This window comes from Bifidobacterium apis (genome assembly GCF_036986835.1).
Taxonomy (GTDB): domain Bacteria; phylum Actinomycetota; class Actinomycetes; order Actinomycetales; family Bifidobacteriaceae; genus Bombiscardovia; species Bombiscardovia apis_A.
In genome coordinates this window covers 621,030-641,106 of sequence record NZ_BTXD01000001.1, presented here as the reverse complement: position 1 = coordinate 641,106, position 20,077 = coordinate 621,030, and the positions used below count along the sequence as shown (strand labels likewise).

Below are 20,077 nucleotides of genomic sequence, written 5' to 3'. Positions count from 1 at the left end.
GCAACCATGCCGAAGGCATATGAGCAGGCTGGGGTATCGGTGGAGGCCGGATACGAACTGATCGACAGGATCCGCTCCCACACGGCCAGAACCCATAGGCCGGGCGCCGGTGACATCGGCGGCTTCGGCGGCGACTTCGACCTGTCTGCACTCAACTACCGCCACCCGGTCCTGGTCTCAGGCACCGACGGCGTGGGCACCAAGTTGATGGTGGCCCGGGAGGCCGGCCGCCATGACACCATCGGCCAGGACTGCGTGGCCATGTGCGTCAATGACATCATCGCCCAGGGGGCCGAGCCGCTGATCTTCCTGGACTACATCGCCTGCGGGCACAACGACCCGGCTCTGCTGGAGCAGGTGGTCAAGGGCGTCGCCGACGGCTGCGTCCAGGCCGGGGCCGCCCTGGTAGGCGGGGAGACCGCCGAGATGCCCGACATGTACCAGCCCGACGAGTACGACCTGGCCGGATTCACCGTGGGCGTGGTCGAACGGGAGTCCCTGGTGGATGGTTCGGCCATCACAGAAGGCGACCAGCTGATCGGCCTGCCCTCCTCGGGAGTCCACTCCAACGGATTCTCCCTGATTCGTCAGGTCCTGCTTGACCAGGGGGGCATGAAGCTGGAGGACCGGCCCTACCAGCTTGGCGGACGGACCCTGGGTGAGGAACTGCTGACGCCCACCCGCATCTACGTCAAGGCGCTGCGCCCGCTCTTCGCCTCTGGCCTGCTCAGGGGTGCGGCGCACATCACCGGGGGTGGCTTCGTGGAGAAGGTACCCCGGATTCTGCCCGAGGGTCTGGCTGCCAGCTTCGACCTCGATTCCTGGAAGGTGCCGCCCATCTTCACGATGATCGAGGAGATGGGCAGGGTCGACCATCTGGAGATGTACAACATCTTCAACATGGGCATTGGGATGGTCCTGGTCGTCTCCCCTGACCGGCTGGACCAGACCCGCGCAGTCCTGGATGAGGAGCAGGAGCCCTACGCCCTGATCGGTCGGGTGACAGGTGCTCAAAACGGCCAGCAGGTCATTCTTAACGAAGACGGTCGTCAGCAATAGCGAGAGGAGCCCATCATGGCGGACAAGGTACTGGTCATCGGATCGGGAGCCAGGGAGCACGTTATCGCCACCACCCTGCTGTCCGGGCCAGGAGTGGATCGGGTCTGGTGCGCCCCGGGCAACCCGGGCATGGAACCGGACGGCATCAGCCTGCTTCGAGAGGATCCCACACAACCCGAAAAACTGATCGCTGCCATACGCGAGTTGGGAATCGACTGGGTCTTCGTCGGGCCCGAGGCTCCTTTGACGGCTGGATTGGTCGACGAACTGCAGGCTGCCGGCATCCCCGCCTTTGGACCCAGCAAGGCTGCGGCCCGCATAGAGGGATCCAAGGGCTTTGCCAAGGATCTGATGCGCAGGCATGGAATCCCGACCGCCGACTATGCGGTCTTTCATGACTTGGACGGTGCCAAGTCCTATGTGCGCTCGCACGGAGCACCAGTGGTCATCAAGGCTGACGGGCTGGCTGCGGGCAAGGGTGTGACGGTGGCCACCGACCTTGACCAGGCCATGCAGGCCCTGGATGCCATCTTCATCGATCATAAGTTCGGGCAGGCCGGAGCCCAGGTGGTCATCGAGGATCAGCTGGTGGGCCAGGAGTGTTCGCTCATGTGCTTCGTCCGGGGTGAGCAGTTCTGGCCCATGCCTCTGTCGCAGGACCACAAGCCCGCCTATGACGGGGACCGGGGTCCCAACACCGGCGGCATGGGGGCCTACTCCCCTCTTCCGCAGTTCGGCCCGGAACTGACCCAAAAGGCCCTGGACACCATCGTCGCACCCACCGTCCGTGCCCTGGCCCGGGAAGGCAGTCCCTTCACCGGGGTCCTGTACACGGGGTTGATGGTCACCGATCAAGGCCCTCAGGTCATCGAATTCAATGCGCGATTGGGTGACCCGGAGACCGAGGTGGTGCTGCCTGCACTGACCAGCGACTTGGGCACGGCCATCCGCACACTGATGGAGGGCGGAGAGCCGCAATTCACCTGGGACGACTCCCACAGCCGCCTTGGAGTGGTCCTGGCAGCACAGGGCTATCCCGGCAACCCCAAGACCGGGGTGCCCGTGCCCTTGATTGCTCCGGAGCAGGACCTCAGAGCCTACTACGCCGGAGTGTCCGGCTCGGCTTCAACCGGTCTGACATCGTCCTCTGGGAGGACCGCCCTGGTGGTGGCTCAAGGCGACGACCTGGCCCAGGCAGCCCACCGGGTCTATGCCCGGCTGGACGGCTTGTCGATGCCCGGCCTGTTCTATCGGCACGACATCGGCCACCGCGGCCTGGAAGCCTAATTGGCCGAGCTGGTCGAGTCCCCGCTGTCCTTATCCTGGCTTTGCTCCTCCTGGCGGGCTTGTTCCTTGGCCTTCTGCCGGGCGGCATCCGAATGGCGGGTGGGCGTGGTGTTGAAGCCGGTCCCCTGCAGGTAGTGCTTGCCGGCCATGATGTCGTACTGGATCAGCTTGTAGTCGTTCAGGAGCTGCCGGGTGGCCTGGTCGAAGTCACGGGCGTTCATGGGCTGACCCTGGGCATCCAGATAGTTGGTCTGCCCTGCAGGAATCCTGTTCCAGTCCTGGATCTGGTTGGCCACCGGGGGCTCGATGGCACTGATCTTGTCGTGCAGCTCGGTCAGGAAGGCCGTGAAGGGAGAGACCTTGGTATCCATGTGTTCGGCCACCTGTGCCTGGAAGAAGTTGGGAGAGGAATAGGCGCTGTTGCTGACCTGTGTCCCCGATGCATCCGAGGCCTTGTTTGACCAGATGAAGTAGTCGGTCAGATGCAGGGCCAGGGAGTTGCGCTGGTCCGAACCGGCCGTGCCATAGATGCCGGGCAGATGATCCCCGTAGAAGACCACGGTGACCGGTTTGCTCTGGGAGTCCAGGCTGTTCAGGAAATCGGCAGTGGCCTGATCGGTCAGACTGACCCCCTTGGCGTAGGTGCGGATGGATTGCATCTCATCGTCGCCCAGGGGCATGTTGGGGTCAGAGGAGCTGACCGAGAAGTTGTTGTCGTCATACCAGTCGTTGTAGGGCATGTGGTTCTGCATGGTGATGACCTCGACGAACTGGTTGCCCTTGTCGTCACCCATCTGCTCCAGGGCGGAATCGTAGGCGGACCGGTCCCCCACATACTGGCTGCGGTCGATGCGGTCCTGGTGGGCTATCTGGTCGGGGCCCGTCAGCGAGTAGAAGTGCGAGAAGCCGAACTTCTTGTAGTTCTCGGCCCTGGAGTACATGGAGGACTCATAGGGGTGGAAGGCCAGGGACTTGGACGGCGACCCCCAGGCCTGATTGACCGTGGGTATCCAGCTCAGGTGAGGGATGACCTGTTGATAGGGAGAGGTCAGCGAGGGATCGAAGTTGGCCATGGACAGGCCGGTCATGGCCTGGAACTCCAGATTGGCCGTGCCCCCGCCATAGCCTGAGGAGAGCATGAGCCCGCTGGTGGTGCCATCCTTGATGGATCTGATATGGGGCATGGGGTCCTGGTTGAGTGCGACGCCCGGCACCCGCGTGGGATCCGAGAAGGACTCGGAGAGGATATAGACCAGGCTCGACTCATTCATATAGGACTTGCGGTCACGGTTGATGCGGTCCGCCGAAAGCTGGTAGCGGTGGGCCAGAGACTGCATGGTGGCACGGCTGTATCCTGAGGGCTGGTCCATGACCTTGGGCCGCAGCTGCCGGGAGAAGGAGACGAAGACCCCGTTGCGCTGGGCGTCATAGACCGAGTCCCACATGGAGGGTATGTCGCCCATGAACTGCGAGAAGCGGTAGGCGGGGCTGCCGTAGGTACCCACAGTGGACATGAAGAGTGCCACCACCAGGACCGGGACCAGGACCCCTGCCGTACGCAGCCCGGCGCCCAGGGGTTTGTTGCCGGTGGACACCGGACGACCGCGACGGGAATCCATCCGTGTCACCACCCAGCAGAGCAATCCGAGAATAATCAAAGCTACAACTCCCAGCCCGATCATGATCAGGGACCGGGCCGGCAGGAAGGAGACCAGGTTGGCCGCATCGGCATGGAGAAAGTCCAAATCGGAGGGCAGGACGGCCTCATACCGTGCACGCACCTTGAAACGCTCGATGATCGCAATGACCGCACAGATGGCCAGAATCAGGCCCGATGCCGCCCAGAAGCGATTGGTCAGGTAGGCCAGGGCCAGGTAAACCAGGCCTATAGCCAGCATGTTGAGCACCAGGACAAACCGACGCTGGGTCCACATGGCCGAGATGAAGCCCCAGAAGCCGATCAGCGGGTTGGACAGCTCTACGCGGGAACTGTTCAGGGAGACCCCCCACTGAAGGATGCCTACCGACAGGAAGTCAATCAGGATGAAGGCGAGCAGGTAGACCCACCCACGCACCCGAAGACGTCCGGTCACGATCTGCATCCAGGATGTCCACCGGCCGGGCTGACGTTCACGATCCTTCACCACTTACTCCTGACTTTGGTGACTGGGCCCCATGGGCCTTTTACCGATACCTGTGCCATTGTTCCCATTAAGGACGACAAGCCCCATAAAAACACCCCTTAGCGAACATGAAGAGCGAGCGGACCCATCAGGCCTTGGCGCCCGGCACCTGCTGGACCAGGGCGCTGATCCAATCCTCCAGGTTCCGGTACTTATCGGGTCGCTGCTCGCTGACCTCGAAGACCGGCAGATGGGCCTTGCGGGCCTCAGTGGCTAGCTCCTTGGAGGTTCGATTGACCTCCTGGGTGTTGAGTACCAACATATCCAACTGCCCGGAGGCCAGCAGGTGGCGGAAGGCCACCAAGTCCTCGGGCGAGGGCTCACTCTCGTTGGCGGCCGCCCGCAGGTACCCCTCTGGGGTCAGATCCTTCATGCCCAGATCATGGCAGAGGTAGTAGGCAGCCGATTCCGTGGCCGCATAGTGGCGTCCCTGGGTCTGCTTGCGCGCATCGGCAATCAGATTGTCCAGTCGGGTCTGTCTACCCTGCCAGTCCTGGTAGGCCTTGTCGAAGTCGGTCTCACGGCCTGGGCGCAGCTGCCGGTAAGCCTCATACACGGCCTTGGCGGCCGCTCTCCTGCTCTGGGAGGAGAACCAGAGATGGGGGTTGTCGCCAGACTCGCGCCCCGATGCCTTGGATACGTCCACCAACTTGCCCTGCCCGGTTTCAGCGGCCTTGGCAGCCCAGTCATCGATGCCGGCCCCGTTGACTATGACCAGATCGGCACGGCTGATTCGGGCGATGTCAGCCGTTGTCGGCTCATAATCATGGGCATCAGTCGAGGTGTTGCTCAAGATGGTATCCACCTGGGCCTGATCCCCGCCCAGGTCCTCGGCCAGGGACTGCCACTGATTGATGCTGGCCACCACCTGCAGAGGTCCGGATCCGGAGGCGGATGGGGTCGATTCGCCCTTCCCGCAGCCTGTCAGGCTGGTCAGCAGAGTCAGTCCGGCCAGAAGGGCGGCGACCAAGGTGCGGGTCCGGCGAAGGCGTGGGCTGCTGGCATGCATGGATGAGGGTTCCTTCCTGGCGACGGCCAGGGGCCTCAAACGACCCTTGAACCGTTACTGAGATTGATTATCAATAAATCTACCATAGAACTATCAATGGCCAGAAAGGTTGCCCATACAAATGGCAGCCATCCGCCTAGACACTCCCTATACTGAACTGCGGATACGTTTTGGCTGGAAGGAATTGCATGGGTACATGGCTGGCTAAGGTCCATCTGACCCAGGGATGGCTTCCCGCAACACTGTTCACACTGACGGCCCTGGCCCTGGCCCTGCTGGTGCTGACCGGACTGACGCATGGACGCTGGCGGACCCTATTGAAACAGATCGCCATCGCCGTAGGCATAGGAGCCCTGGGACTGCTGGCCACCTGGCTTGTCTCCGACGTTTTCATGCTCTTCGGGGTTTCCCTGGGCTGGATGGTCATCATCACCGTGGCCTTGGGCTTCCTGGCCGTGGGGTTCACCGTATGCATCCTCATCACTTCCCGGGGATGGCGCCGCCTCCTGGCAGCCCTGAGCATCCTGCTCTGCCTGCTGTCCACCGGGCTTAGAGTGGATATCATCTACGGAGAGTTCACCACTCTGGGATCCCTGTTCGACGTCACTCTCTATCCCGACTACGGGAGCCATCAGGCAGTCAGACCAGCCATGAGTGTGGCCCAGTGGCGTGCCCGTGCCTCACAGGGCAACCTGCCGACCTATCCCCGCACCGGCCGCTCCTACAGCGTGCACATCCCCAATGACAGCTCACGTTTCCTGGCACGTCCAGCCGATATTTACCTACCACCCGCTGCGTTGAGCAAGAAGCCCCCCGCTCTGCCCGTCTTCGTCCTTCTGGCCGGTCAACCCGGCAGCCCCGACCGGCTCTTCACCGCCGGGTCCATCCCCGCCATGATGGATGCCTATGCGGCCGAACACGATGGACTGGCTCCAGTGGTGGTCTCCCCCGACCAGAACGGGTCCTCCTTCCACAACAGCCTGTGCGTAGACTCACCCGTCTACGGAAAGGCCGAAACCTATTTGAGCCGTGACGTGCCTGCCTGGATCCGGGCCAACCTGCCGGTCGACAGCAAACCCCAGCTATGGGCCATCGGAGGATTCTCCCAGGGAGGGACCTGCTCCACTCAGCTGGGTGCGCGACATCCCGACGTCTACGGGAACATGCTCCCGGCCGACGGGGAGCTGGAGCCGACCCAGGGTCGACGGGACCAGATGATCCAGGATTACTTCGGCGGCGACCGGAAACGCTTCCTGGCCCAGGTTCCCGCCAAAGCCATCAAGGATCGGGCGCCATCGAGCCAGCGGCTATTCACTGCCGCCGGTTCCAACGACAAGGAGTCCCAACACAATATGATGGTCATCGCCAAGGCCGCCGACCAGGCTGGTATGAGCGTGGAGGCCGTCATAACCCAAGGGTCGGGCCATGACTGGCATACAGTCAAGACAGCCTGGAAGCCCGGACTGGAATGGCTGGGCGAAGCCATGGGACTTGGACCAATGTCCCAACCAGTCCAGGACTTTCCGGATATTGTTGAGATGAACATCAGCTGAAGCCGATACAGCAGGTCAATAGAGATCATCAGCAGAAAGAGCCGCCACAATCATGCAGACAACGAATAAGGGATCCAGACTGATGGAACCTTCAGCCAAGAGTGTCTTGCTGACAGACTTGGCACGATGGGCCAGACGCCACGCCCTTGCACTGGCCTTCAGCCTCGGACTGATCCTGCTCAATCTGATCAGCTGGCTGCTGATCTGGCTGCTGCGCATTCCTGGCAGAAACCGGCTAGGCATGCCTCTGTCCGATCTGATTATTCGTCAGGCCTCCCGGCCCTTCCATGGACAGGGTCGGCCCTCACTCCTGGTTCAGTTTGCACGACTGCTGGTATCCCTGGTCATCACCCCGGGTCCCCTGCCGCTGGTTATAGACGTTGCCCTGGTATTGGTCATATTGTGCATCGCCGAGACCCGGCTGGGGCGCAGGCGCACTGTGCTGGCTTCAGTCATTAGCGCTGTAGGCGGTGCGGTGGTCGGTCTGATCATCTGCTGGCTGATCAATGCCCTTCAGGACCATTGGGCCTGGTTCATCAAAGTGCCCATGTCGCTCAGCCCTATCATCCTGGTGGTCGGGTCCCTGATGGCATCCATCCCCTTCAGCGACTTCCTCTGGCGACGCAGGATCGCCACCATAGGTTACACAGCCTTGATCCTTATGGTGCTCTACACCGGCAACCCCGGCTCCTATTGCGCCCTGGCGGCAGCGCTGATCGGACACCTGACCGGCCACCTCTGGCACGGACCGGTCCAGGATGCCAATCCGCACGGCCATAGCGGATCCTACGAGACCCGCCACCTGCTGGGGGCGGTCGCCACGGTTCTGGCTCTCGGCCCCCTGGTCACCGTTTCCTCCCGCATCCGCGCCGGCTTCCTTACCCCTCTTGGTACATTCATGGGCTCCAATACAGGCGGAAGCGCTGCACTGTCTCGCTGCCTTGCAGAAAACAACCAGGTCAGCTGCTACGCCCACTACGGCCTGGTCGCCGGTCACGCCCCCACTGGCATCTCCTCCCTAATCATGCCCACCCTGGTTATGCTGGTTGCAGCTTGGGGAATCTACCACGGCCGCCGGGTCGCCGCTGTCACCGGGGTGGTTCTCAACGCCCTGACCATCGTCATGGCCCTGCTCTATTTCCTGGTATTCCCACTGACCATCGGCGAAGGGCTGCCCCAGGCCATACGTCACGGCGCACTGCCCTCTCTGCTGATCATCACCCTGCCGCCGCTGATTCTCAGCTGGTTCCTGGTGCGAAACCTGGGAATCTTCCTGGTGCGGACCAAGACTTCACGTCTACAACTGGGCTGGGCAGCCATCGTCCTGGCCTTCCTGGCCACCGCCATGGGCTACATGGCCTTCACTGCCATCAGTCCCGGCTCCTTCAATCCCCGGCCCACCACCAGCAGAGCACTCTCCCAGCTGCCTTCGCTCTACCTGCCCAATGGAGTGGCTTCACGTTTCCTTCCAGCCCTGGTGCCGCGTACCCCCACAGGGAGAATGGTCAGCCATGGAATAGGGCTGATCTTCTGGCTGGTGGTTCTGGTGGTTCTGCTCTCCTGGATGCGCAGCTCAGTCATCCAGAACGGCAGCGAACGCCAGGAGGCTGACAAACTGGTCGAGTACGGTGGCGAAAGCATGTCCTTCATGACCACCTGGGAGGGCAACAGCTACTGGTTCTCCCCAAGCGGCCGCTCTGGCATCGCCTACCGGCTTTTGCACGGCATAGCCTTGACCACCACTGGCCCATTCGGCGACCCTGAGGAGTATGCGGACGACTTGGACGAATTCACGCGCTTCTGCAACGCCCATTCCTGGTCACCGGTCTTCTACAGCGTCCACAAGCCCCAGCGCGATCTGCTGGCTGCACGCGGCTGGTCAACCCTGACAGTCGGCACGGAGATGGTGGTCACTCCCAGCCTCTGGCAGACCAAGGGCAAGAAGTGGCAGGACATTCGCACAGCCATCAACAAGGCCAAGCGTGACAACATCACCGACGTGCTGACCACATTCAACGACGCCTCCTGGGATGTTCAGTCGCAGATCGTGGACATCTCCGAGCAGTGGGCCGAGCTCAAGGCGCTTCCTGAGATGAAGTTCACCCTGGGTGGTCTGGATGAGCTGAGGGACCCACGCATGGCCATCCTCTATGCCGTGGACGACCAGGGCAAGGTACTGGCCGTGACCAGCTGGATGCCCACCTACCGCCAGGGCCAGGTAATCGGCTGGACCCTGGACTTCATGAGGCACAGGACCGACAGCCCCAATGGGATCATGGAGTTCCTGATAGCACGCATGGCCGAGCGGCTGCGCGACCAGGGCACAGCGGAATTCATGAGCCTGTCGGCCGCTCCCCTGGCCGGCATGGACAGCAACGAAGACGATGACGCTAGTCAGGGCGAGAATCGAACTGCCTTCCTGCAGCATGCCCTGCATATGGTAGCCGACCTGATGGAACCGGCCTATGGCTTCCGATCGCTCTTCTTCTTCAAGAAGAAGTTCCAGCCCAGCGAGCACCCGGTCTATATCTGCTATCCTGACCCGGCCCAGCTGGCCCAAATCGGACTGGCCGTGGTCCAGGCCTACCTGCCTAATCTCAAGGCTTCACAGGCCTGGGATGCCATCAAGACCATCATGCCCAAGGGCCGGGAGAATCACTGACGCCTGTCTGACCGAAGCGGTCCCGACAGCTGCTGCACAGGCCGTAGACCTCCAAGGTGTGCGAGGAGACCGTAAAGCCATGTTCAGCTGCCACGGCCTTCAGCCAGCCATCGTCCGGCGGGCTGATTTCGACGGTCCTGCCGCAATGTTCACAGACCAGATGGTGATGGTGCCTCCGCTGGGCCAGGCAGACCCGGTAAAGGCGAATGCCTCCATGCTCAATGCAGTCCAGGCTGCCGGACATCTGCAGGGACCCCAGCTGCCGATAGACCGTGGCCAAGCCGATTCGCTGGCCCGAATCACGAAGAAGTCTGTGCAGCTCCTTGGCTGAGACGAAGTCGTTCTGGGCCTGAAGAACCCTCCAGATGGCGTTCTTCTGCCGCGTCCGGCGGCCGACGGATGAGCCAGCGTTCATGATTAGATACACTCCTTGGGCTCCACCAAGCCTACATCCGGATTACCGGGACAGATGTGAGGATTCGGTTCAGTCCAGGTCAGACCAGCAGCCTGTGGCCTCCAGTTCCTTGGCTGTCCGCTCCGGATCGTCGGTCAACACCGTCAGATGCCCCATCTTGCGGTCGGTGCGCACTTCGGCCTTGCCATAATCATGCAGGAACCATTCGGGGTGCTCACCCAGCAGCCCCCTGACCGGGGCCACATGCTGGCCCAGAACGTTGACCATGACCGCTGGGCTGAGCAGGCGGGGATTGGGCAGGGGCCACCCGGCAATGCCCCGGATGTGGGCATCGAACTGATCCATGGAACAGGCCTCGATGGTGTAATGGCCGGAGTTATGGGGGCGCGGAGCCAACTCGTTGACCACCAGACCGCCATCGGGCATGACAAAAAGCTCAAGGGCCAAGGTGCCGGCCAACTTGAAGCCGTCAGCCAAAGTCAGGGCCATGTCACGCGCGCGGTCGGCCATCTCGGGCTCAACCTGTGCCGGTGCCAGGGTCATGTGCAGGATGTTGTGACGATGCTCGTTGCGCACCATGGGGAAGGTGACATAGTCCTTGCCATTGCCTGAGACCAGTATGGAGGCCTCGAAGGCGAAGTCCACGAATCCCTCCAGCACGGAGGGCGGGAAGTCCCGGCCCTTCATCTGCGCTTTCAGGGCCCGCAGATCCTCTTTGGTGCGCAGAACCGCCTGGCCGTGGCCGTCATAGCCGCCGGTTCGCGTCTTGAGTACAGCGGGCATGCCCAACTCTTTCAGGGCTGAGTCAAGCTGTTCAAGACTGTCAACCTGCCTCCAAGGGGCGGTATCGATGCCATGGTGGTTGATGAAGGTCTTCTCGTGGACCCGGTCCTGGGTGACCCTGAGCAGGTCGGTCCCCTGGGGAACGGCCACACGGTCCCTCACCTGATCCAGAGCATCGGCATCCACATTCTCGAATTCGTAGGTGAGCACATCACTGCGTTCGGCAAGCCGTTTGAGGGCATCGAGGTTGCCATAGTCGGCTGTCTCCTGGAAGTCGGCCACCTGGGCCGCAGGAGCATCGGGCGTGGGATCCAGCACACCGATGCGGAATCCGTGGTAGCGGGCGCTCAAGGCCATCATCCGTCCCAGCTGGCCACCGCCCACGATCCCGATGACGGACCCCGGCTCCAGGTGGTCAATTCTTCCCTTGGTCTCCTCAGACAAGCTTGGCATTGGAAGCCTCCACAGATCGGGCCAGCTCGGCACGGTAGTCATCCAGGGCCTGAGCCAGCCTTGGATTGTTGATGGAGAGGATCGAAGCCGCCAGCAGACCGGCGTTGGCAGCCCCGGATGCCCCTATGGCCGTGGTCGCCACAGGAATACCGGCAGGCATCTGCACGATGGACAGGAGCGAATCAACCCCGCTCAAGGCATGGGACTTCACTGGCACCCCGATGACCGGCAGCGTGGTCTGGGCCGCCACCATGCCCGGCAGATGCGCTGCCCCACCGGCCCCGGCGATGATGACCCCTATACTCTGGCTACGGGCCTGATGCGCAAACTCCGCCATGCGCCCAGGTGTGCGATGGGCGGAGATGACCTCCTTGGTGTAGACGATAGCGAACCGGTCCAGCATCCGACAGGCTTCCTTCATCGTCTCCCAGTCGCTTGATGATCCCATGATCACTGCGACGCGTGCCCCTTCATGTGTATTGTCAGCCATCGGCCCTCCAATGTTCATGCACATCCGATACTACGCAAGACCGGGGAGAAGCAGCCAATCGTGACGGTCCTATGGATGTAAGGGCCGGGCCTTGTGAACATCGGGCCTTCAGCGGTTCCAAACACCCGCCCCAGACCTAGAATCATTGGATTGCATCACGGAAATTGACAGGAGGGTTATGGGCAAGCTTCTGGACAGCATCGACTCCCCACAGGATCTGAAGGTTCTCTCCGTGGAAGAGCTGAATCGACTGGCCGACGAGATCCGTCAGTTGCTGATCCGCTTCTGTCGACGTCACGGCGGCCACCTGGGCTCCAACCTAGCCACCATCGAGCCCATCATCGCCCTGCACTACGTCTTCGATATGCCTCATGATCATCTGATCTTCGACGTCTCCCACCAGGCCTACACCCACAAAATCCTGACCGGTCGGCGCCGGGCCTACACGGACCCCGAGCATCATGAGGATCTGTCCGGATTCACCTCGCCCAAGGAGAGCCCCTACGACGACTTCATGCTGGGGCATACCGGCACCTCCATCGGTCTGGCCTGCGGAATGGCCGCCCAGCGGGATGCGACCGGCGGCAAGGCCAACATCATCGCCTTCATCGGGGATGGTTCCCTGAGCAGCGGACCGGCCTTCGAGGGGCTGGACTGGGCAGCAGAGCAGGGTGGCAATCTGATCATCGTGGTTAATGACAACGAAATGTCCATCGCCGAGAACCACGGGGGACTCTACAAGAGCCTGGCGGCCCTGCGTGCCAGTGGGGGACGCAGCCCGGACAACCCCTTCCGCGCCCTCGGACTGGACTACCGCTACGTGGATAAGGGCAACCGAATCGAGGATCTGATCGAGGCCTTCCGTCAGGTTAAAGGCACCGACCATCCGGTGGTGGTCCATATCCACACCCGCAAAGGCCTGGGGCTGGGACAGGGCAGCCAGGGACAAATCGGCCCGACTTCCATAACTCAGAGCGATGGACAAACAGCTCATATGACTTCCCTGCCGGATTTGCCCGCTGAAGGTCCGGTGGAGGCCAACCACTGGCAGGACGGTTTGGACTCTCTTGGTCGCCTGCCCAACTCACGAAAGTCTTACGGAAGAATGGCCATGCAGGCCTTGGAGGCCAGGTTCCCACAAGAGCCGGGCCTGGTAGTCATCTCCCCTGCTACGCCGCTGTCCAACGGTATCGATCCCGACTTCCGCCAGCGGGCCGGGAACCACTACCGGGACGTGGGCATCGCCGAATCCCACGCGATAGCCTACGCCGCGGGCATCGCCAAGGCCGGAGGCACGCCCGTGGTCGCCACCTCGGCCACCTTCTTCCAGAGGGCCTACGACCAGATTGAGCAGGAGATGGCCTTGAACAGCAGCGCGGTGACTCTGCTGGTTTTTTCAACTGGCATTGCCAAAACCGATGCCACGCATTCAGGTACGGCCGACATGGTCATGATGCGAGGCATCCCCGGACTGACCTGCCTGGCTCCGACCAGCGGGGCCGAATTCCTGGACATGCTGGCCTGGGCCACGGGTCCGGCCCGGCAGCCGGTGGTCATCAGGGTGCCCGGCGATCGCACGCTGGCGACAGAACGCGCAGCCAAGCCAATGGATCTGGCTGCAAATCCCTCGAAGACCAATGCTGAATGCGGATCGGACGCTGCTCCCTGGGATCACTATCGAATCCTGCAAGAAGGTAAGACCGTAGCCCTACTGGCTCTCGGCGACGCCCTCCCACTTGGCCGCGATCTTGCTGATTCCTTGGAGAGGTCCACGGGGCTGAAGCCCACACTGGTGGACCCACATCGCTATGACCGCCTGGATGAGCAGACCCTGGATGCCCTGGCCAGTACCCACCCCCTGGTGGTCACCATCGAGGACGGTCAGCTGGACGGCGGCTGGGGCCAAGCCGTGGCTGCATACTACGGGCCTAGTCAGGTTCACACCCTGGCCTTCGGAGCGGCCAAGGAGTTCAACGACCGGGTCCCCAAGACCACCCTGCTGGAAAGGTATGGCATGACCGTTCCGGCAATGACTCGAGCCATATCGGATGCCCTTACCGACCAGGCTTCATGGATCTGACCCGCCGGTGGACCCAGGCGGGTACAATGAAAGGGTTTGGCCCCGTAGCTCAGCTGGATAGAGCAACTGACTTCTAATCTGTAGGTCGAGAGTTCGAATCTCTCCGGGGTCACCAATTGCACTACGAACTCACTGGATGTGCTTATCAATCTCTCGTATTGAGAATGCGGCAATGGTAAGCCCATCAATCAGTCGTCCATCACGGATCATATTGGTAATATCAGCTGACCGCAGCCATTGCAGATCCTCCAATTCCCAATCACCGCCTTGCTTGACGCTATCGAATACAGGAATGGATGAAACGTCATCAAGCCGTATTTCCATCACCCGCACGTCGTCTTGAAGCACCCCGGCATCGGCATGAAGCCTGTGCAACTGACGGACGGCATCAGGCTGAGCCCACAGTCCGGTCTCTTCATGCAATTCACGGATGGCTGTAGTCTGGGGATTCTCGCCTTGCTCCCCCATACCTCGCGGAAATTCCCATAGCCAGTCTTCTACAGCGACCCGCCAGTGGCGCGCTATCAGATAGAAGTCCTCCCCCCCTCGTTCTACGACCGTCACACAGATCACACCCGGTCGACCCTGTTTGACGGATGCCACGTGCAAGGTCATGTTTGCACCTGTGTCCCTCACCTTGACGTCCACAGCAGTCACGGTAAAGTCGGCTCCCCCGGCTTCCTCGAAGACTTTCCTACGCCTTATTTCCTGCAGAGGAACCCTAGGCCTCAACTCATCAGCGTTTTTCACAGTCACCTTCCTGGTCGATGATTACCGTTGAGCGAATACCATGGTTTGCGTTGCCGTATGCTGGTCGTGCATCCATTCCATCATTGTCAGCAACTCGGGAAATACTTCAATGAACCAAGCCCCAGTCAATATCACGATAATGGATATTGAACTTGAAAAAATGATCTTGTCACAAAAAACAGATATGGATGCGATGATCAGGGTCGCAATAAACTGTTTGATAATTTTACAATTGTCCTGTTTTCGGTCTAGCTGCGATGCAAACTTCTGCACGCAATAGGCAATGTTACGAATATGCTGCTGCTGGTCAGAGTCCGGGGCGTTCGGTCGACAATTACGCCACTGCTGTATCGCATCTCTTGACTGATAACAGAACTGCACGAAACAGCCGGAAGGCATCTGCCCCAACAATTCTGTTACCTTGCCCGACAGCATCAATGAGCGCCCACCTGTCCGGCCAGCATAGCGCTCATACGAATTCGGTTTGCTTTGTACGGCCATAAGGCAGCAGCCCAGGTAATCCGCCATTGCTAAGCGGTAGACGAACTGATACCAGTCCACCAGCGTTTGCTGGTCACATTCCATGGTCCTATTGCAATCAGTCGTGCCCAAGGGCAAAGCAGAATGCTTGATGAGCGCAAAGGCCTTGGACCGCCTCGGCTCATGACTTATCTTGTCCAAGACATCCCGAAATGCGGTCTTTTCCGCCTCGTTCGCCTTGGATGTGGAACACCAGGAACGCAGGCAATCGGCGTTTTCGCTGACAACAGGAAGAAAGGCATCATTAAAGCTGCGGACGATGCCGGAATTCGACTCGGTTTGAGAACGTTGTTGCTCATACCTGATGAGACCCTTCCGTTCGGCATCTATCCATTCCTGCCAGCGCTGAGCCAGCAATTGGCAGGTACCCTCAGACGGATCCTGCTGGCAGTATGCGGAGTACAAGCAAGCGATCCTGTGAGCTATTGACCAATTATCCTCTACATTCTCACTCAAGACGGCTCTGGCCTGGGGAACGAACCGTTGACTTTCTTCAGAGGTGATGGTCTTCTGCAAAACCTGATATTGCAGCGGACGCAACGTACCTATATCCGGCAGGCTAACCGTCTCTGCTCCGGCTGAAAGTTGATGCTGATGGTCAAGCGGCACCGTAGTGAACCTCAGCAGGCACTGCTCCAAGGTCGGTTGTCTGCCGGATACGGTGAGGAAAGGCTTTTCATAACCATTCTGCCCGAGAAGATCAAGAACAACATCAGGACCAAACGCCAGAAAATAGACGCCATCCAAAAGCTCAGCATCAGTGACAAGAACTTGGGGACTATAGAGGAATGCCGTTCTGAGAATGCCTGCGAATCGTTCGAGAAACTGCGGATGCTGCTGAATGGTTCTCTCGCAGATGCTCACGCCGTCAGGACCATCTGACCAGAACTTCGAATTCACCTCTGGAATGCGCTCTTGATCGCACTTTTGCTTATCCTGGTTGTTGCATAGAAGCCTGACCTGATTCCAATCGTTCAGCTGTTCCTCTGAATCGAAATTGGTCAGCATGATGGCATACGGGCATACGCTCTGACTCATGTCTTTATGCTAGACCTCGTGTTTGTCTGCTCGTTCAGCACATTCCCCCCTTAAAGCCGGTACAAGCAACTGAGTCATGAAAGAAAACGCCGAAAAGACCGATTGCTGGTCATGGAGACAAGGAATATTCCGCACCACGGTTGCCGCTTCCCTTGGGAACCATCTGCAAATAAACACAAACTCGAATATGCCTGTAGCCATGAATGAGAACCTTGCTCACTGACCCTCTCTGCCTGTCTGCAAGCCCGCGCTCTGCTCTTGCAAAGCATATTCGATTCAACAACCAAACCTAGGATCAGCCGTTTTCCATAGGATCCACAGAACAGCCGACGCCACCGGCGCAAAGCACATATCCATAGCCAAATAATGACCGAATAATTCTTTGCCCTACTTTTTTAAGTCTTGGCTGAACAGATTTCAGGGCCAAGTCCTCTCTTTAGTCAAACCCTCTTGGAGATATAATGTTGCATTCCCACAATGATATGGATAAGAAAGGCAACCATGAACGATTGGTATAAACCAACAGATCAGCAAACAGGCGACAACCAAGACCCGACGGCTCAGGCAAGCCAGAATTATTCAGGCTACAGGGGATACGGGCAAGAGCCTTCCAACCAAAGCTACAAGTCTGCTTCCCAGCAGGGTAATCCCTCAGCAACTGCCAACGGGTACCCGGATACGAATCAAACTTGGCAGGCTCCGAGCACGAGCACCCAGGGAGAGCCGCAGAATCCCTATGGCCAAACCACATATACGCCTCAATCCAACAGCACCACCGGACCGGCCCAAATTCAACCTTGGCAGCTTCAGGCCCAATATATCAACGGACCGGGTATGTCGAACAAGTCGAAGGTCACAGCAGCCATTCTGGCTTTCTTCCTAGGCGGCTTCGGCATACATAACTTTTATCTGGGTAAGACCGGGCGTGGGGTCGCACAGCTGCTGATCACCATCTTCGTCCTCTTCATCGGCCCTCTCATCTCTTCAGTATGGGCCATCGTAGAAGGTGCGCAGATTCTTGGCTCACATCCAGGCTCGCCTTACCACATGGACGGCAAGGGACTCCAGCTGCAGGATTGAAGACGACAGACGCCGATTAATTGCGTCATGACACCCGCAGGATGCCATGCGCACCCTTCTCGGCCAGGCTCATGACGTGGTTGACTATGGAATAGTCGCCTGGCTGATCGGCCTTGAGCTCCACAAAGCCACCTTGGGCCGGCAGCAGGGATAGGACCTGCGCCCCGGCCGATGAAGCAGCGGTAAAATTCGCTCCTGAACCTCCGCCAATCAGGTAGCGGCCCTCGGTCCAGACCGTATCGAACTGGGTGCCCACGATATGGAAGGACAGCGGCTGATTGGGACCCGCATCCAGAACCCAGATGCGGACTCTTTGCCCCTTCTCCAGCTTGAGAGGGTGGGCGTCATATTGAAAGGCCCGTCCGTTAAAGGTCATGATATCCGGGTTCATGGTCGCCACCTTTTCAGCATCTGCACTCCCTCCATTGGACCCCAGATAAATCTCAGACTGGACCAGAACATACTCCGCAGCCACTGGCGGCAGGGTACCGTCATCGACAACCACGGCCCCGTACATGCCGTTGGCTATATGGTTTGACATGGGGTCGCTGCTGCAGTGGTACATCCAAATGCCTGCCCTATCAGCGGTGAAGGTGTACAGGAGCTCCTTGCCCGGCTCTATGTTGCGCATCATGGTCTGTGGGACGGCCGGCCCGGCATGAAAGTCAATGGAATGGCTCATACTTCCCTTGTTTCTGATGGTTACTTCAAAGGTGTCTCCCACCCGGCCTCTGAGCACTGGACCTTGGGCCAGGGGCCGCGATCCCCTATCCCGTGAATCGCTCGCGTCGTCGAAGCTCCAGACCGTGCGCTCAAGCCCTGCAGCAACCTGCTCCTTGCGCTCTTTGACGTCCAGCGTGTACTTTCTGGTTCCAGCCTTTCCCTGATTGCCCAGTGGCGGAAGGGCGGCTTTGGCGGGGTCGCTCTTCTCAGCCTGTGACTTGAGCTTGGCAGCTGAAGGCATATGGCTTAGGGCCATCTTCCCTGCGGAGGACTGACCTTGTTCAGCAACAGTTCCACCCTTTACCTGGACCTTGAGCTCCATACCCATCTGGCGATGCCCTGCCAGCGAGCACCAGCCCAGTGTGTCGCCCCCCAGGACCCCCACGTCGACCGAGACGCTCTGGCCCACCGGAACTGACCCGGTGCTCTTGCCATTGGCGAAAACCAAGTCATGCCGCTGATCTCCAGTATTTTGAAAATCTACAACCAGCCGGTCGCCTGCATTGATGGTGATGACATCCGGCACAAAGGCCATCCCCTTCACCTTGATTGAAGCTCTGCTGGTGTGACCCGTCGGCTGGACGCTCTTCGACGAAGCCTCATGGACGCCTCCGACACTGGGTGCTGCCCCGACCGAGACAGCCAGCGTCGGCCGCAGGGCCATCAAGACCACGGCGGCCACCAGGACCAACACTGTAACCGAGGTGGCAATCAGGTCCGTCCTCAGGGCCAGGGTCCCCACTCGTTCGTTTTGCGAATCCTCGGGCTGACGCCGACGGTAGCGTTTGGACGCCAGAACCTGCTTGCCGCGAGCAGCCAGATACACCACGGTCAGCATCATGGAGAGGATTCCCAGAACATTCAGCAGGTTCCCCGCCTTCCACAAGGGCGTGTATACCCTGATGGCTCCAAGGAGCCTGATCAGCAAACCAACCTGCATAAGTGCCCAGGCACCCCAAAGGAGCGGGTGGAAGGGCAGAGGCCTTCGAATGACCGAGGGGACAATCATGCAGACATGGGCGATGACCATGGTCATGATGAATCCGACAGCCAGCGCGTGCAGCGCCATGTCGCCCCAGTAGGTACTGGAATCGAGGGGTGCCACCATCCATATGAAAGCAGCCAGAAGCCCCCAAGCGTAGGCCGACAGCATGCAGGTGCCCATGAATCCCGGCAGACCACCATGACGGAAGGTGCCCTTGGCCACATCATGACTGGCCATTACCAGAAGAAGCAGGCCCAGAGACAGCCCCAGAAGTGGATAGCCGACCGAAGGCGCCATGGCCTGGACCGGCAGCATCAGGACGGTCAGGAGGCTGAGCCCCAGGATTCCTGATTCAAGACGGATATCCGAGAAGACCGCCCTGGCCAGCTCCACCCGCTCACCGACGATGGTCAGAACCAGAAAGAAGAGCCAGGTTGGGGCCAGAACCGCGGCGTCCAATCCTGCAACCCAAGCACCAGCCCCGACCAGACCCACCAGGGATCCGAGAACCTGTATGAGCACCTCTGCAGAGGGCTGCCGACGCCAGATGGCCAAGTACATGGCTGTCAGGATCAACATGGATAAAGTCCACGGAATGCCGCCAAAAAGCTCCACCCTGGCCCATGCCGGAGCAGTAGCGCGGCTTGAAATTATCAACGTCAGCAGGCAGAGCAGGGACCCCAACAGACCCAAGGCAGGAGCGAGAAATCCCCATGTAGGTTTGCTGGATCCCCCGCTGCGGTAGGCCACTGCCCTCTCCAGGCCAATGGCAGCGCCCAAAAACCCATAGACCATGAGTCCGCCGTGCAGATCAGCCAGGGGCACCCTGCCCGAGGGGTGAATCAGATCCGAACGAATCAGCGCCGCAACTAGGCCAAGCAACGCAGCCAGGCCTGCGCCGATAAGGAGGACCATCCTGGACCTGGGCAAGGCCATTCTGCCGCCGGACTTGCGCATCTTCTGGTCATTGTGCATGGGTCTGTCCGC

14 protein-coding genes and 1 tRNA gene are annotated in these 20,077 nt (G+C 60.0%); 7 read left to right on the top strand and 8 right to left on the bottom strand.

Annotated features, from left to right (window positions below; translation table 11 throughout):
• Positions 1–6 precede the first annotated feature (6 nt).
• Entirely contained in the window at positions 7–1,059 is a 1,053-nt protein-coding gene (gene purM, locus AACP62_RS02655) for a phosphoribosylformylglycinamidine cyclo-ligase (protein WP_198177448.1), read from the top strand.
• 15 nt (positions 1,060–1,074) lie between these two features.
• Entirely contained in the window at positions 1,075–2,346 is a 1,272-nt protein-coding gene (purD, locus tag AACP62_RS02650; protein ID WP_198205549.1) for a phosphoribosylamine--glycine ligase, read from the top strand.
• On the opposite strand, the gene AACP62_RS02645 is transcribed toward purD, so the two are convergent.
• Complete coding sequence (locus AACP62_RS02645) at positions 2,343–4,490, bottom strand: LTA synthase family protein (RefSeq protein WP_339346122.1); 2,148 nt, start codon at positions 4,488–4,490, stop codon at positions 2,343–2,345. The two genes, purD and AACP62_RS02645, sit on opposite strands and share 4 nt — an antisense overlap.
• Before the next feature lie 127 nt (positions 4,491–4,617).
• The gene (locus AACP62_RS02640; RefSeq protein WP_339346120.1) at positions 4,618–5,538 is read right to left on the bottom strand and encodes a metal ABC transporter solute-binding protein, Zn/Mn family; all 921 of its coding nucleotides are present in this window, start codon (positions 5,536–5,538) and stop codon (positions 4,618–4,620) included.
• Positions 5,539–5,726: 188 nt separating this feature from the next.
• Between AACP62_RS02640 and AACP62_RS02635 the strand changes: the two genes are divergently transcribed.
• Together AACP62_RS02635 and AACP62_RS02630 are read left to right on the top strand one after the other, a co-directional pair.
• Positions 5,727–7,091 (top strand): alpha/beta hydrolase, encoded by a 1,365-nt coding sequence (locus AACP62_RS02635; protein WP_339346118.1) that lies wholly within the window; start codon positions 5,727–5,729, stop codon positions 7,089–7,091.
• Between the two features lie 52 nt (positions 7,092–7,143).
• Positions 7,144–9,753, top strand: coding sequence for a bifunctional lysylphosphatidylglycerol flippase/synthetase MprF (locus tag AACP62_RS02630; protein ID WP_339346116.1), 2,610 nt, complete (start codon positions 7,144–7,146; stop codon positions 9,751–9,753).
• Here AACP62_RS02630 and AACP62_RS02625 read toward each other — a convergent pair.
• The 3 genes from AACP62_RS02625 to purE form a co-directional block, all read right to left on the bottom strand.
• Entirely contained in the window at positions 9,725–10,168 is a 444-nt protein-coding gene (locus tag AACP62_RS02625; protein WP_339346115.1) for a Fur family transcriptional regulator, read from the bottom strand. The genes AACP62_RS02630 and AACP62_RS02625 overlap by 29 nt on opposite strands.
• Positions 10,169–10,237: 69 nt before the next feature.
• On the bottom strand, positions 10,238–11,404 hold the full coding sequence (gene purK, locus AACP62_RS02620; RefSeq protein ID WP_339346114.1) for a 5-(carboxyamino)imidazole ribonucleotide synthase: 1,167 nt from the start codon (positions 11,402–11,404) through the stop codon (positions 10,238–10,240).
• A complete protein-coding gene (gene purE, locus AACP62_RS02615; protein ID WP_339346113.1) occupies positions 11,388–11,894 on the bottom strand; it encodes a 5-(carboxyamino)imidazole ribonucleotide mutase in 507 nt (168 codons plus the stop codon). The genes purK and purE overlap by 17 nt, the downstream gene beginning before the upstream one ends.
• Before the next feature lie 178 nt (positions 11,895–12,072).
• Between purE and AACP62_RS02610 the strand changes: the two genes are divergently transcribed.
• Positions 12,073–13,974, top strand: coding sequence for a 1-deoxy-D-xylulose-5-phosphate synthase (locus AACP62_RS02610; protein ID WP_339346111.1), 1,902 nt, complete (start codon positions 12,073–12,075; stop codon positions 13,972–13,974).
• 38 nt (positions 13,975–14,012) lie between these two features.
• Positions 14,013–14,089, top strand: a tRNA-Arg gene (locus AACP62_RS02605).
• 14 nt (positions 14,090–14,103) lie between these two features.
• Here AACP62_RS02605 and AACP62_RS02600 read toward each other — a convergent pair.
• Both AACP62_RS02600 and AACP62_RS02595 read right to left on the bottom strand, forming a co-directional pair.
• Positions 14,104–14,724 (bottom strand): NUDIX hydrolase, encoded by a 621-nt coding sequence (locus AACP62_RS02600; RefSeq protein ID WP_339346109.1) that lies wholly within the window; start codon positions 14,722–14,724, stop codon positions 14,104–14,106.
• 21 nt (positions 14,725–14,745) lie between these two features.
• Positions 14,746–16,302, bottom strand: coding sequence for a hypothetical protein (locus AACP62_RS02595; protein WP_339346108.1), 1,557 nt, complete (start codon positions 16,300–16,302; stop codon positions 14,746–14,748).
• Positions 16,303–17,136: 834 nt separating this feature from the next.
• Between AACP62_RS02595 and AACP62_RS02590 the strand changes: the two genes are divergently transcribed.
• A complete protein-coding gene (locus AACP62_RS02590) occupies positions 17,137–17,382 on the top strand; it encodes a TM2 domain-containing protein (RefSeq protein WP_172636718.1) in 246 nt (81 codons plus the stop codon).
• 25 nt (positions 17,383–17,407) lie between these two features.
• Here the strand turns inward: AACP62_RS02590 and AACP62_RS02585 are convergent, their stop codons facing one another.
• A complete protein-coding gene (locus AACP62_RS02585; RefSeq protein ID WP_339346106.1) occupies positions 17,408–20,065 on the bottom strand; it encodes a multicopper oxidase domain-containing protein in 2,658 nt (885 codons plus the stop codon).
• Positions 20,066–20,077 lie beyond the last annotated feature (12 nt).